The sequence below is a fragment of the Candidatus Pelagibacter sp. Uisw_134_02 genome (assembly GCF_047720265.1).
GTDB lineage: Bacteria > Pseudomonadota > Alphaproteobacteria > Pelagibacterales > Pelagibacteraceae > Pelagibacter.
The window spans coordinates 628,649-643,033 of sequence record NZ_CP159813.1 but is presented as its reverse complement, the minus strand read 5'-3'; the positions used below and the strand labels follow the sequence as shown (position 1 = coordinate 643,033).

The window sequence follows — 14,385 nt, the reverse complement described above, 5'->3', positions numbered from 1 at the left end:
CACATGTTAAGAAAAATCTTTATTGCTAATCTCTTGTTTTTTTTCTTAACAATCAATGCTTTTGCTTCAATTATAAAAAATGTAAAAGTTTTTGGCAATAAGAGAATTACCAAAGAATCCATTATTGTTTTTGGTAAAATAAATTTAGGAAAAAATTACAAGCAAAGTGAACTTAATAATGTTTTGAAAAATATTTATGAGTCAAATTTTTTTAAAGATGTTAATATTAAGGTTAACAATACTACACTTGAAATTACTGTTTTAGAGAATCCAATTATTGAAGATATTCAAATAAATGGTTTAAGAAGTAAAAAACTTAGTGAAGTTTTGAGAGAACAATTTTTTCTAAAAAGTAGAATGTCTTATGTCGAAACAAAGTTTGTTTCTGATCTAAATAATGTTAAGAATATTCTAAAAGCCTCAGGATATTTTTTTTCTGAAGTAAAAATTGACTCCCTGTTAAATGAAGATCAAAACACCATACAGCTAATTTATAACATTAATTTAGGTGATAAAGCTAAAATAAGCGAGATAGAATTTGTTGGTGATAAAAAATTTAAGGATAAAAGGCTAAGAAATATTATAACCTCAGATATTTCTAGATTTTGGAAAATCGTTTCTCAATCTATTTATTTGAATACTGAAAGAGTGGAACGTGATAAAAGATTATTAGTTAATTTTTATAGAAATAATGGTTATTACACGGCAAATGTAACAAATTCATTTGTTGAATTCAAAGATGATAATTCTTTTAAATTAATTTTTTCAATAGAAGCTGGTAATAAATATACCTTTAATGAAATGGAAATAATTTTATCAGAAGATTATGATCCTAAATATTTTGTGAATATAAATAAAGATTTGAATAAACTTAAAAATAAAGAATATTCCTTTGAAAAAATTGAAAAAGTTTTAAGAGAAGTTGATAAAATCGCACTTTCTAAGCAATATGAGTTTATTGACGCAACTCTTTCAGAAACTATTGTCCAAGATAACAAACTAAACATTCAAATAACTCTTGTTGATACTGAAAAGTTTTATATTGAGAAAATAAATATTCTTGGAAATGATTTCACAATAGAGGATGTTATAAGGGACTCTTTTATTGTTGATGAGGGAGACCCATATAATGAAATTTTATTTAATAAATCTATAAACGCCATTAAATCAAAAAATATATTTAAAACAGTTGAGACAACTTTGAATCCAGGTTCAAACGAAAATTTGAAGATTATAGACCTAATTGTTGAAGAAAAGCCCACTGGTGAAATTTCATTGGGTGCAGGTGTAGGTACACAAGGTGGAACTATTGGAGGAGGTATAAAAGAAAATAACTTCATGGGCAAGGGTATTAATTTAGATACAAATCTACAGTTTTCACAAGATCAAATTAGAGGAAAATTTTCTTATAAAAAAGAAAATTTTAATAATTCAGATAATACATTATTTACATCGTTGAATAGCACATCCACAGACAAGCTCAGTGATTTTGGATATAAATCTTCAGAAATTGGGGGTAGCATAGGTACATCTTTCCAGCAATATGAAAATTTATATTTTAGCCCAGAAATAAGTACAGCTTATGAAAAATTAACAACATCTTCTTTAGCAAGTGAAAATCTTAAAAAACAAAAAGGCAATTACTTTGATACATATTTTAATTATTCTTTTAATTATGATTTACGAAATAAACGATACAAAGCAGATGAAGGCTATAACACTTATTTTTATCAAGAATTACCAATGATCTCAAAAAACCAAGAAATTGTTAATTTTTTTGAAATCAGCAGATATCAAAAAATTTCTGAAAGCATTACAAAAATAAGCTTTTCTTCAAAAGCTGTAAATACCATAAGCAGTAAAGATGTTAGACTTTCAAAAAGACTGTATATTCCAAGTAAAAAATTAAGAGGTTTCGAACAAGGAAAAGTTGGACCAATTAAAAATGGTGAATATTTAGGTGGAAATTATATTTCAACATTAAACTTTAATGCTACACTTCCAAAGTTACTTCCATCTTTTCAAAATACTGATATTTCTTATTTTATTGATACCGCTAACGTTTGGGGTGTCGATCACGATAGTTCAATTAATGATAATAGCCAAATTAGAGCATCAACAGGTGTAGCATTAGATATTTTAACTCCAATAGGCCCTCTGAATTTTTCATTATCACAACCATTAATGAAACACTCGAATGATATTACAGAAACATTTAGATTTAATTTAGGAACAGCGTTTTAATGAATAGTAGAAAATTTTATATAGTAATTATATTTTTGTTACTATCAATTAAAAGCTCTCAATCTGAAAACATACTATACTTAGACACAAGTTATATAATGAACAATTCCTTAGCAGGTAAATCTATCATTGATCAAATAAATTCAAAAAAAAAGATTTATCAATCATATTTGATAAAGAAGAAAATAAATTAATTGAAAAAGAAACAAAACTAATTTCACAAAAAAACTTATTAAAAGCAGAAGAATTTACAGAAAAGGCAAAATCTTTAAAAGAAGAAATAAATAAGTACAATCTTAATAAAAAAGAAAAAGTTAGATTGTTAAATAATAAAAAAATAAAAGCTGAAAGTGAATTAGCAAATAATATTAGTATTATAGTTTCTGAGTATGCTACAAAAAATGCTGTATCTTTTATTTTACATAAAAATAGTATAGTAATAGCAAAAAAAGATTTAGAAATAACAAGTGTTATTACAGAAATATTAAATAAAAAATTTAAAAAAATAGATATTAAATGATTTTTTAATGGAAAATAGTCTCTCAAAGATAGATATAATAAATTTACTCCCACATAGAGAACCAATGTTACTTATTGACGAGTTGATTAACATTAAAAAACTTTTTTCTGCCACAGCAATTGTAAATGTTAAAAAAGATAGTTTTTTTGTCCAAGGACATTTTCCAGAAAATCCAGTAATGCCTGGAGTCTTAATTGTAGAAGCCTTTGGTCAAGCTGCTGCTGCTTTGACTGCAGCTGGTATTGATAAAAAGGAGTATGATAATAAACTTGTTTTTTTAATGGGTATTGAAAAAGCTCGTTTTAGAAGTCCAGTAATACCTGATTGTAAACTTGAACTTAATATAGAAGCCATAAGATCTCATGGTAGGGTGTGGAAATATAAGGGTGAGGCTTTTGTAGATGGAAAAAAAATGGCTGATGCCATATGGTCTGCCACTATAGTCGATAAAAAATAATTAGTAATAATTATTGATAAGCAATTAATAAAAATTTTGATAAATAATCTTATCAATGATTAATCCATTTTTTATAAATAAAGGTCCATTCAAAATTAAAGATTTATTAAATTTGAGTGGTGTTGATTATCTAGATGATATATCTAAAAATATTGAAATTTTGGATATTAGGGATCTTGTTGTTGCTGATAAGCATGATATAACTTTTTTTCATTCAAAAAGATATGAAAGCTTAGCCTCTAAAACTAAAGCTTCTTTTTGTATTACAAATAAAAATCTAGCACACATATTACCTAATAATTGTACTGCTATAATTGTTAAAAATGTTCTTGTAGATATAGCAAAAATTACTAAAATTTTTTATCCTAAATCTGTTACTGATGATTTTGATCTTGATGTTTCTGACATTTCTAAATTATCTTTAGGTAAAAATATTAAATATGGTAAAAATGTCTTAGTAGGGAAAAATGTTCAATTTGGTAAAAAATGCCTTATAGGACATAACTCAATAATTGAAAGTAATGTGATCATAGGTAATAATTGTTCTATAGGTTCAAATGTTATTATAAGAAATACAATAATTGAAAATAATGTAAGTATTTTAGATGGTTGTGTTATTGGTAAAAAAGGTTTTGGTTTTTTCCCCCATAATGAACAAAATTTTAGATACCCACATATAGGTATGGTTATAATTAAAGATAATTGTGAAATTGGATGTGGTTCTACAATTGATAGAGGATCTTTATCAAATACAATAATAGGCAAAAATACCTTTTTAGACAATCAAGTCCATATAGCTCATAATAATAAAATTGGGAATAATTGCATTATTGCTGGTCAAGTCGGTTTTGCAGGAAGTTCAACTCTAGGAAATAATGTGATAATTGGAGGACAGGCTGGTATTTCTGGACATTTAAATATTGGTAACAATATTCAGATAGGTGGTGGCAGTGGTGTAATAAAAGATATTCAAGATAATACAAAAGTTATGGGATATCCTGCAAAAAATTTGAAAAATTTCATAAAGGATAATAAATGATACACAAAACTGCAATAATTGATCCTAATGCTAAAATTTCTTCAACAGTAGAAATTGGACCGTATTCTGTTATTGGACCTAATGTAGAGATAAAAGATAATGTAAAAATACAATCACATGTAAATATAACTGGTTACACGATTATAGGAAATAATAATAAGATTTATCCATTCGCCTCTATTGGAAATGATCCACAAGATATAAAATACAAAGGTGAAAAAACAGAACTTGTAATAGGAGACAATAATACAATAAGAGAATATTCAACAATCAATCCAGGAACGAAACAAGGTGGAGGTGTAACAAAAGTAGGTAATAATAATTTAATCATGATTAACGCACATATTGCCCATGATTGCATTATTGGTAGCAATATTGTTATAGCTAATAGTGCAGCTATAGCAGGTCATGCTGAAATAGGTGATTATGTTATAATTGGTGGTAACTGTGGCGTGCAACAATTTGCTAGAATAGGAAAAATGGCAATGATTGGTGGAATGACTGGAGTTTCACGTGATGTTATTCCTTATGGATTGTCGACTGGTAATAGAAATTATTTGAATGGAATAAATGTTGTAGGATTAAGAAGAAATAAGGTACCAAATAAAGAAATCATTGACCTTACAGAAGCATATAAAGAGATTTTTAAAACTGAAAGATTGAATGAAAATTTAAGCAAGTTAAATGGGAATTTTGAAGAAAATAATCTAGTAAAAGAAGTGATTGATTTTATTAATAAAGATAAAAAAAGACCAATTTGTACACCTTATTTTAAATAAAATGATTGGATTATTCTTAGGTAGTACAGATTTTCCAAAAAAAATATTAAATAAGATTAAAAATAAAAATTTAAAATACTTTATAATAGACTTAACTAATAACAATCTTTTTAAAAAAGATAAGAATAGTTATTTTATTAGTATAGGCAAGTTTGGCCAAATTCTTAATTTAATTAAAGAAAAAAAATGTAAAAGAGTTTTATTTGCTGGTAAAATTGAAAAACCAAAAATTGTAAATCTTAAATTTGATATAAAAGGTATTTATTATTCTCCAAGAATTATCAAAGCATCAAAGTTAGGTGATGCAGCAATTTTAAAAGAATTAATTAAAATTTTAGGTGAAAATAACATTAGAGTAATTAAATCAAATTATTTTAATCCAGAATTAACTTTGCTTAAGGGAAATTTTAGCAAAATAAAACCTAATAAATCTGATTTAATATGTATTAAAAAGGGTATCAAATTTTTGAATAGTTTAAATGCTTACAATCATGTTCAGGGCTTGGTTATAAAAAATAATACAGTAGTTAAAAAAGAAAACTCAAAAGGTACAAAAACAATGCTTCAATCAATAACTCCTGGCACATATCAAAATGGAATTTTAATTAAGTTTCCTAAAAAAAAACAAGATTTACGTGCAGATTTACCAGCCATAGGCTTAGATACATTTAAAGACTGTAAAAGAGCAAATTTAAAAGGAGTAGTTTTAAAAGCAAATCAAAATATTTTTATAGATAAAAAGAAATGCATAAACTTTGCTAATAAGAATAAAATTTTTATTAAGATTATATGAAAAAAATATTTATACTTACAGGAGAGCCATCAGGAGATAGATTAGCATCTGCAGTTATATCAAAGCTTAAACTATCCAATTCTGATATTGAATATTCTTGTGTAGGTGGTCCGCACTTACAAGCCCTAGGTATAAAATCTATTTTTGATTTAAAAGAAATCACATATCTGGGTTTTACGAGTGTTTTATTAAATATATTTAGTATCAAAAATAGAATTAATAAAACTGTAGATGAAATTGTTAAATTTAATCCAGATATTTTGTTCAGTGTAGATAGTCCTGATTTTACTCTTAGAGTTGCAGAAAGAGTGAAACAAATTAATAGAAATATTAAAACAATTCATTACGTTGCTCCTCAGGTTTGGATTTGGCGAGAAGGAAGGGTAAAAAAATTTAAAAAATTTATAGACCACATGCTGCTTTTATTTAAGTTTGAAAAAAAATATTTTGATAAAGAAAACATTACAAATACCTTTGTTGGCCACCCTTTGCTTGAGGATAGTAAAAAATCAAAGATCAATCTAACTTCATTAATCAGAGATAATAAAAAAATTATTTCTATATTTGCTGGAAGCAGAAATTCAGAAATTAATATTCTTTTACCAATTCTATCTGATTTTATTAAATTAATGAATGAAAAATTTAATGATTATTTTTATATCTTCCATGCTACAGATGAAAATAAAGAATTAGTTCTTAATTTTTTAAAAAATAGTTCATTAAATAATTATCAGGTTATTTCTGATGAAAATATTAAAGCTGAAATTTTATCCAGTTCTGTTTTTGCAATTGCTAAGTCAGGAACTATATCTCTTGAAATTTGTAATGCAAATATTCCATCTATTATAATCTATAAAATAAATATGATTAATTACCTGATTATGAAAACTCTAATAAAAGTTAAATTTGTTAATATTATAAATATCATAAATAACAAGGAAGTCATTCCAGAACTATTACAAAATGAGTGTAATGCAAAAGAAATTTACAAATCAGTTATTTATTTATTAAAAAATCCAGATTTTATGAAAGAACAAATTAATATTTGCAACAAAACTTTAAATGAAATTAAATCTGAATCTTCGTCTTCGTTAGAAGCCTCTTCAGTATTAAACAAGTACCTTGTTACTTAATCTTTTTTCAATCTCTTTTTTTCCTAAAGAAATTATAATGTCATACAAACCTGGACCAAATTTTGATCCTGTTAAAGCAACTCTCAATGGTTGACCAACTCCTTTAAAATTGGTTTGATAAGTTTTAATCAACTCATTAACTATTGGTTCAAGTCTTTCTTTATTTAAAATACTTATTGTTGAAATTTTATTTTTAAATTCTAATATTATTTTTTTAGCTTTTTTATCTATTAGTTTTAAATCTTCTTGATTAAATTCAACTTCATCAAGGATTATATATTTAGCATTATTAAATATATCCTCTAAAGTTTTTGCTTTATTTTTAAGAAAAGATAGTGAGAGTTTAATTTTTTCTTCTTTTTCATGTTTTATCTTTTCTTTATAAATTTCACAATATTCAACTAGATGATTGTAAAGTTCATCTTCTTCTATTGTTTTAATATAATGTTCATTCATTGATAAAATACGACTCATGTCTAGTTTGGATGGTGATTTCCCAATACCCTCAAGATTAAAACATTTAATACTCTCTACTAAGGTAAATATTTCCTTATCTTTATAAGACCAGCCAAGTCTCAATAAATAGTTTCTCAAAGCATCAGGCATTATTCCAATTTTAGAATAGTCATCTAATGTTGAGGCATTATCTCTTTTTGATAATTTTTTTCCTTCTATAGTATGAATAAGCGGTATATGAGCAAACTGTGGCAACTCCCAATTCATAGATATATATATCTGAATCTGTTTAAATGTATTAATCTTATGGTCATCACCTCTTATTATATGTGTCATACCCATTTGATGATCATCAACAGATGCAGAAAGATTATATGTTGGTGTTCCATCGTTTCTTAAAATTATAAAATCCTCAATTGTATTGTTATCTATTTGAATATTGCCTTGGACCAAATCCTTTAAAATAGATGTTCCTTCAATTTTACTTTTAAATCTAATTACAGGATTTATATTTTTTGGAGCATCTCTTTCCCCAAGGTCTCTCCATTTTCTATTATAAATATAAGGAAGTTTTTTTTGTCTAGCTCTTTTTTTTTGTTCTTCAATTTCTTCATTTGAGCAATAACATTTATAAGCATTTCCATTTTTAAGCAATTCATTTGCAACTTCAATATGATCATCAATTTTAGTTGATTGAATATATTCATCACCATCATGATTTATACCTATCCATTTCAATGATTTTATAATTTGAATCTTATACTCATCTTTAGATCTTTCTTTATCAGTATCTTCAATTCTTAGGTGAAAAGTACCTTTTTTATTTTTTGAGAATAACCAATTAAATAAAGCAGTTCTTACACCACCAATATGTAGAGCTCCAGTTGGAGATGGAGCAAATCTTGTTGCTACTTTAGACATTTAAAATGTTTAGACTATTTTTTTAGAAGTTTCTATATAAAGATACTAAAACACCCTGTACTTTAACTCTATCTGGACCAAATATTTTAGTTTCATAGTTTCTATTTGCACTTTCAAGCGCGACTGTTTTACCTTTTCTTCTAATTCTTTTTAACATGGCTTCGTGTTCATCAATTAAAGCAACTACAATTTTACCATTATCCGCTGTATCTGATCTTTTTATAATAACAGTGTCACCCTCATTAATTCCAGCTTCAATCATTGAATCACCTTGAACCTTAAGCCCAAAATATTGACCATTTTTTTCAAGATTACTTGGTAGAGGTATTCTAGCGACCTCATTTTGAATTGCTTCAACTGGTGTTCCTGCTGCAATTTTTCCCAATACAGGTATTTCTATTTCATTTGCGCTAGTTTCTTTTGCATCTAGTCCACCTTTAATAACACTTGGTGAAAAACTGTTATAAATATCATTTGCAGAAGCTGTTTCTGGAAGCTTTATAACTTCTAAAGCTCTTGCTTTGTGTGCAAGTCTTCTAATAAAACCTCTTTCCTCTAAAGCACTGATTAATCTATGAATCCCAGATTTTGATTTTAAATTTAGTGAGTCTTTCATTTCTTCATACGAAGGTGAAACACCAGAAGCTCTCAACTTCTTGTTGATAAATAAAAGCAGGTTTTTTTGTTTTTTAGTTAGCATAAGAACAAATATCGTACAAATTATGTTCTACAAAAGTTCTCCTAAATAAACAATAGCTAAAAACTCAATAAAATAAGGGTTTATTTGACTAAAGGACTGAAAAAATTGAATTATTGTCTAAATTTTTTAAAAGTGATTCACCAATTAAAAAAGTTTTAATATTTGTTTTATCATTTAAATCTAAAAGTTCTTCTTTTGTTTTAATGCCACTCTCAGAAATTAAAGGTCCAGTATGATTAATTAGAATATCATGAATGTCATAAGTTGTATTTATATCTGTCTTGAGGGTTTTAAGATTTCTATTATTAATTCCTATTAAAGCTTCTTTAAAGTTAAGAGCTTTTTTTGCTTCAACAACAGTGTGTACTTCAACAATAACTGACATGTTAAGTTTAAGCGCTTCTTCATATAGTTCATACGCAAGTTCATCAGAGACACCAGCTATGATTATTAATATAGCATCAGCCCCATAACTTTTTGCAAGATGAACTTGAAATTTATCTATAAAAAAATCCTTACAAAGAACAGGAAGTTTTAATTCTTCTTTTATTTTAGTAATATGAATTAGATTTCCTAAAAAAAAATCTTCTTCTGTGAGTACAGATAAGCAGGTGGCTTTATTATCATTGTAAATTTTAGCTATATTTAAAGGGTTGTAATTTTCTACTATTATACCAGCAGAAGGGCTAGCTTTTTTAATTTCAGCAATTAAAGAAATTTTATTATTATCGATATTATTTTGTATTTTATCCTTAAAGTTAATAAAGGATTTATTTTTATCTATTTTTATACTTAAAGAATTTAATGAAATAGACTTTTTTAATAAATCAATATGTTCAATCTTTTTTTTTATTATTTTTTCTAATATGTTTTCAGACATTCTGTATATTTTTTAAATTTGAAAATGTTTTACCAGATAATATATGTGACCTTGCAGAATCGTAGGCTTCTTTAAATTCTGAATTTTTTTCTGTAACTATAAGTCCTGCTGCAGCATTTAAGCAGACAGCCTTTGAGAAGTCATTGTCTTCACCTTTAAATATATCTATTATTTTACTTGCATTGAATTGAGCATCATCCCCTAATAAATCATCAAATTTATTTGCACCAATATTTAATTCTTTGGGGTCTATTAGTATTTTTGAAATTTCACCATTTTTTAATTGTACAACATTTGTTTTTGCATAAGGTGATATTTCATCTAAACCATCTTCACTATTAACAATCCAAGCACATTTAATATTTAAATTCTTTAGAGCATCTGCAAAAATTTTTAATAATTTCTTATCATAAACTCCCACAACTTGCCTTTCAACAAGAGCAGGACTACTTAGAGGCCCAATCATATTGAATATTGTCCTTTTACCTATTTTTTTTCTAGTTGGACCAACACACTTCATTGCACTGTGATAGTTTGGTGCAAACATAAAACCAAAATTATTTTTATTAATTTGCTCTTCAATATCTTTAGGTTCTAAATTAATTTTTATATTTAAAGCTTCCAAAACATCACCTGATCCACATTTAGATGAAACAGCTTTATTGCCATGTTTTGCTACTTTAATACCCATGCTAGATAGTAATAACGCTGAAGCAGTAGAAATATTTAATGTATTCATACCATCCCCACCTGTTCCACAAGTATCGAGACAATCTTTAACATTAACTCTTTTTGACATTTTCCTTAATACATAAACACCTCCTGCAATTTCATCAGAAACTTCACCTTTTGCAGATAGTAGAGTTAAAAAATCAAATATTTCACTATCTGAAGCTTTACCTGCCATTAATGTTTTAAATGCTGATTTACTTTCATCAAAAGATAAATTCTCTTTATTTCTTAGTTTTACTAAATATGTTTCCATTAATTTTTATAATTTATAAAATTTTTTAATATCTTCATACCCATAGTAGTTTTTATACTTTCAGGATGAAATTGAACACCATGAATATTGTATGTTTTATGTTTTACACCCATAATTATTCCATCTTTTGTTTCCGCAGTAATCTCAAGTTCATTGGAAAGTGTTTTTTTATCAATTATTAAGCTGTGGTATCTTGTAGCTTCAAATTTTGAGGGAAGATTTTTTAATATACCAATTTTTCTTGATTTTATTACACTTGTTTTTCCATGCATTAACCTTTTCGCTTGAATTATCTTTGAACCAAATACCTGTCCAATTATTTGATGACCTAAACAAACACCCAATATTGGAATTTTTTTATATAAAGTTTTTACTATCTTGATGCAATTTCCAGATTGATTTGGATTACCAGGACCTGGTGATATAACAATTCTATTATATCTTTTTTTTATTATTAGTTTATCAGTAATTTCATCATTTCTAATAACATCAACATTAGCTCCTAATGAGGATAGGTAGTGATATAAGTTAAATGTAAAACTATCGTAATTATCTATTAATATAATTTTCATCATTTTAGAGCATTCATTAGTGCTTTTGCTTTATTGACAGTTTCTTCGTATTCCTTAATTGGTTTACTATCTGCTACAATACCAGCACCAGCTTGAACATAAAATTTTTTATTTTTTACAACAGCTGTTCTTAGTGCAATACAAGTATCAAACTCGCCATTTGCTGAAAAATAACCTATACCACCAGCATAAACTTTTCTTTTTGTTGTTTCTAGTTCATCTATTATTTCCATAGCACGAATTTTTGGTGCACCAGAGACTGTTCCAGCTGGAAAGCCAGCAAGCAATGACTTAAATTTTGAAAACTTTTTATTATAGATACCCATAACATTAGAAACTATGTGCATCACATGTGAGTATTTTTCAATCATAAAACTCTCTGTAATTTTAACACTGCCTATTTTAGAAACTTTACCAGCATCATTTCTACCTAAATCAAGCAACATTAGGTGTTCCGAAAGTTCTTTTTTATCTTGTAACAAATCTTTTGCAAAAAAATTATCTTCTTTGAAATTTTTACCTCTGGGTCTAGTTCCTGCTATTGGTCTAATTGTAATTTTGTTATTTCTTAGTCTAACTAGAATTTCTGGGCTAGCCCCTATTATTTGAAAATCTTGAAAATTAAAAAAATACATAAATGGAGAAGGGTTAGTAACTCTTAGTTTTTTATAAATTTCCAAAGGTTTCTTTGATAGTTTTGCTTCAAATCTCTGACTTAAAACTACCTGAAAAATATCTCCAATCTTAATGTATTTTTTAGCTTTATCAACCATTCTTAAAAACTTACTTTTAGATGTATTGGATTTAACTTTAATATAAGTTTTGTTACTACTATAAAAATTACTTTTTCCTGAAGATGCCTGGTTCAATAAATTATTTATTTCACTTTTAATTTCTAAATACTTTTTTTTATAATTTAAAATTTTTTCATCATTAAAAATATTTACAATATAAAAAATTTTTTTTTTAAATTGTCATGAATAACCAACGTTCTTGGTCTTAATAATCTTACATCTGGTAGGTTTAAATCATCTTTACAGCTGTTGGGTATTTTTTCGATATATCTGATAGTGTCATAAGAAAAATAGCCTGATATCAAAGAGCAAATAGGCGGAAGGCCTAGCGGTGTTTTAAAATTGAATCCTTCTATAATTTTTTCAATAATTTTATCAGGCGTACCTTTGATTTTTTTTTTTATATTTTCTGTAGTTAGAAATGAGTCTTTATTATTAAACTCCCAAATTTTATCTGGATTTTTACCAAAAATTGTATATCTACCTCTTATCTTTCCTTTCTCTACAGATTCAAAGATAAAGCTATTTTTGTCGTTAAGAAAGTTATCAATTAAATTTAAAACTTCTTGATCATTCTGTGCTTTTCTAGATGTATAAATAATTTGATTTTTTTTTCTTTTATGTTGAAACTCAAAATCTTTAAAGTTTCGATTTAGCATTATCTAAAGTAATTTTTTACTCTATCAAGGGTTTTTTCATTAATAACAACTTTATACTTACTATTTAAGAGATAATCATAAGATTTTAAGATCACATTTCGGTTTTCTGCACTAGCTTCATTTGAGACAGTATTAAATTTATCTGAGTCTTGTGAAATAAGTATATCTTCATAATTTGTCACCTTAGCTATGAATATGTTATCATCTTTATCAGCAATCATTGTAAATGTATTAATGGGCAATGAATATAAAATCTCAACAGAATTAATTTCAAAATTGTTAATATCTTTAATTGAATTTAATTGAGTCTTTTCAATTTTATCTTTACCAAGTTCTTTAAAAGATGTGTGATTAAATTTTTTATTATCTATTAGCTCCAGTAAATTTTTATTAAATTCAAATTTTTCTTTTTGAAATAAAAGATTTTTAATTTGTTTTAAAAATTTATCGTTATCTAGACTTGGTAATTTAGAGTTAATTTTATCAATTTGATAAAATATGAACATTCCATTATCTTCAAGTATTTCAATTTTATTTTTTCTAGAATTATAAATTTTACTATCAGTAGTTTTTTTGTTTTCTAAATTGATATAATTTTTTTTAATTATTGGTTTAATGTTAAGTTCATTAATAATTGTATCAAAATCAAAATTTTTAGATATTTTGTTATCTATTTCATCAATTGCATCAAAAAATGCTTGATTGAACTCATCAATTCCTATTAAGTTTTTTGGAGTGATTACCACATACGAAAAATCAATAAAATCTTGTTTTAGTTTTTCTGAGTTTTCATTTATAAATTTTTTAATTTCTTGATTAGTAAATTCATCATTCTTTTTATAAAATTTGCTCAAATTAATAAAATCAATATCCAATTTTCTATTATTTTCAACAAAATGTTTATCAATTAAAAATTTTGGAGATTTAGCACCGCCACTTATGTATGTGAATAATTCTTTCTGCAGAGCATTGTTCTTTAATTTAAATTCATACATTGCTGCGTTCATATTATTTGTTAATAAAAATTTTTCATAAAGAGTTCTTTGAAATTTACCTTCCTTATCTATAAAGTTTTTATTTTTTTTAAGTTTTTTAACAATTATTTCTTTTGATAAAATTAAATCCAAATCTTTTATTTCAAGATCTAGTAAAGTCATGGAAACTAAAGACGACAAAAGTTCTTCAATTATATTTTTATCAATATTTTCTTTTATTACCTGTTGACTTAATCCTGATTGATTCAGGTAATCCATAAAATCTTGAGTAGAAATATTAGTGTTATTAATCTTAGCTATATTATTCTGATTTCCAGTGCTAAAGCCACCACCGAATCCACCAAAACCAAAGGCAATTATAATAACAAAAATTAGTATTAACCCACCAATCTTTTTTTTTGTGAATTCTTTAAAAGGATTTATCATTACTTTATTAATATATTGATCTTTAAAATATC

The 14,385-nt window shown here is 25.9% G+C and carries 14 protein-coding genes and 1 pseudogene; 8 read left to right on the top strand and 7 right to left on the bottom strand.

Annotation, left to right across the window (positions count from 1 at the left end):
• Positions 1 to 3 precede the first annotated feature (3 nt).
• The 8 genes from bamA to lpxB all read left to right on the top strand — a co-directional run bounded on the left by bamA (position 4) and on the right by lpxB (position 6,965).
• Positions 4 to 2,244: an outer membrane protein assembly factor BamA gene (gene bamA / locus ABXT56_RS03590; protein WP_415301348.1), complete on the top strand. Its 2,241-nt coding sequence runs from the start codon at positions 4 to 6 to the stop codon at positions 2,242 to 2,244.
• A complete protein-coding gene (locus tag ABXT56_RS03585) occupies positions 2,244 to 2,438 on the top strand; it encodes a hypothetical protein (RefSeq protein ID WP_415301346.1) in 195 nt (64 codons plus the stop codon). Before bamA ends, ABXT56_RS03585 begins: the two co-directional genes overlap by 1 nt.
• Before the next feature lie 125 nt (positions 2,439 to 2,563).
• A complete protein-coding gene (locus tag ABXT56_RS03580; protein WP_415301344.1) occupies positions 2,564 to 2,764 on the top strand; it encodes a hypothetical protein in 201 nt (66 codons plus the stop codon).
• 7 nt (positions 2,765 to 2,771) lie between these two features.
• Positions 2,772 to 3,221, top strand: coding sequence for a 3-hydroxyacyl-ACP dehydratase FabZ (fabZ, locus tag ABXT56_RS03575; protein WP_415301342.1), 450 nt, complete (start codon positions 2,772 to 2,774; stop codon positions 3,219 to 3,221).
• A gap of 55 nt (positions 3,222 to 3,276) precedes the next feature.
• Positions 3,277 to 4,260: a UDP-3-O-(3-hydroxymyristoyl)glucosamine N-acyltransferase gene (gene lpxD, locus ABXT56_RS03570; RefSeq protein ID WP_415301340.1), complete on the top strand. Its 984-nt coding sequence runs from the start codon at positions 3,277 to 3,279 to the stop codon at positions 4,258 to 4,260.
• Entirely contained in the window at positions 4,257 to 5,039 is a 783-nt protein-coding gene (lpxA, locus tag ABXT56_RS03565) for an acyl-ACP--UDP-N-acetylglucosamine O-acyltransferase (protein ID WP_415301338.1), read from the top strand. The genes lpxD and lpxA overlap by 4 nt, the downstream gene beginning before the upstream one ends.
• 1 nt (position 5,040) lies before the next feature.
• On the top strand, positions 5,041 to 5,832 hold the full coding sequence (lpxI, locus tag ABXT56_RS03560) for a UDP-2,3-diacylglucosamine diphosphatase LpxI domain-containing protein (RefSeq protein WP_415301337.1): 792 nt from the start codon (positions 5,041 to 5,043) through the stop codon (positions 5,830 to 5,832).
• The gene (gene lpxB, locus ABXT56_RS03555) at positions 5,829 to 6,965 is read left to right on the top strand and encodes a lipid-A-disaccharide synthase (RefSeq protein ID WP_415301335.1); all 1,137 of its coding nucleotides are present in this window, start codon (positions 5,829 to 5,831) and stop codon (positions 6,963 to 6,965) included. Before lpxI ends, lpxB begins: the two co-directional genes overlap by 4 nt.
• On the opposite strand, the gene gltX is transcribed toward lpxB, so the two are convergent.
• The 7 genes and pseudogenes from gltX to ABXT56_RS03520 all read right to left on the bottom strand — a co-directional run bounded on the left by gltX (position 6,942) and on the right by ABXT56_RS03520 (position 14,353).
• Positions 6,942 to 8,342 (bottom strand): glutamate--tRNA ligase, encoded by a 1,401-nt coding sequence (gene gltX, locus ABXT56_RS03550; RefSeq protein WP_415301333.1) that lies wholly within the window; start codon positions 8,340 to 8,342, stop codon positions 6,942 to 6,944. The two genes, lpxB and gltX, sit on opposite strands and share 24 nt — an antisense overlap.
• A gap of 22 nt (positions 8,343 to 8,364) precedes the next feature.
• Positions 8,365 to 9,042: a transcriptional repressor LexA gene (gene lexA / locus ABXT56_RS03545; RefSeq protein WP_415301331.1), complete on the bottom strand. Its 678-nt coding sequence runs from the start codon at positions 9,040 to 9,042 to the stop codon at positions 8,365 to 8,367.
• A gap of 88 nt (positions 9,043 to 9,130) precedes the next feature.
• The gene (locus tag ABXT56_RS03540) at positions 9,131 to 9,922 is read right to left on the bottom strand and encodes an indole-3-glycerol phosphate synthase TrpC (RefSeq protein ID WP_415301329.1); all 792 of its coding nucleotides are present in this window, start codon (positions 9,920 to 9,922) and stop codon (positions 9,131 to 9,133) included.
• Positions 9,915 to 10,907 carry an anthranilate phosphoribosyltransferase gene (trpD, locus tag ABXT56_RS03535; protein ID WP_415301327.1) on the bottom strand — a complete coding sequence of 331 codons (993 nt, stop codon included), beginning with the start codon at positions 10,905 to 10,907 and terminating at the stop codon, positions 9,915 to 9,917. Before trpD ends, ABXT56_RS03540 begins: the two co-directional genes overlap by 8 nt.
• The gene (locus ABXT56_RS03530) at positions 10,907 to 11,479 is read right to left on the bottom strand and encodes an anthranilate synthase component II (RefSeq protein WP_415301377.1); all 573 of its coding nucleotides are present in this window, start codon (positions 11,477 to 11,479) and stop codon (positions 10,907 to 10,909) included. Before ABXT56_RS03530 ends, trpD begins: the two co-directional genes overlap by 1 nt.
• Positions 11,479 to 12,932, bottom strand: a pseudogene (trpE, locus tag ABXT56_RS03525) (anthranilate synthase component I). Before trpE ends, ABXT56_RS03530 begins: the two are co-directional and overlap by 1 nt.
• Positions 12,932 to 14,353 (bottom strand): SurA N-terminal domain-containing protein, encoded by a 1,422-nt coding sequence (locus ABXT56_RS03520; protein ID WP_415301325.1) that lies wholly within the window; start codon positions 14,351 to 14,353, stop codon positions 12,932 to 12,934. Before ABXT56_RS03520 ends, trpE begins: the two are co-directional and overlap by 1 nt.
• Positions 14,354 to 14,385: the final 32 nt, after the last annotated feature.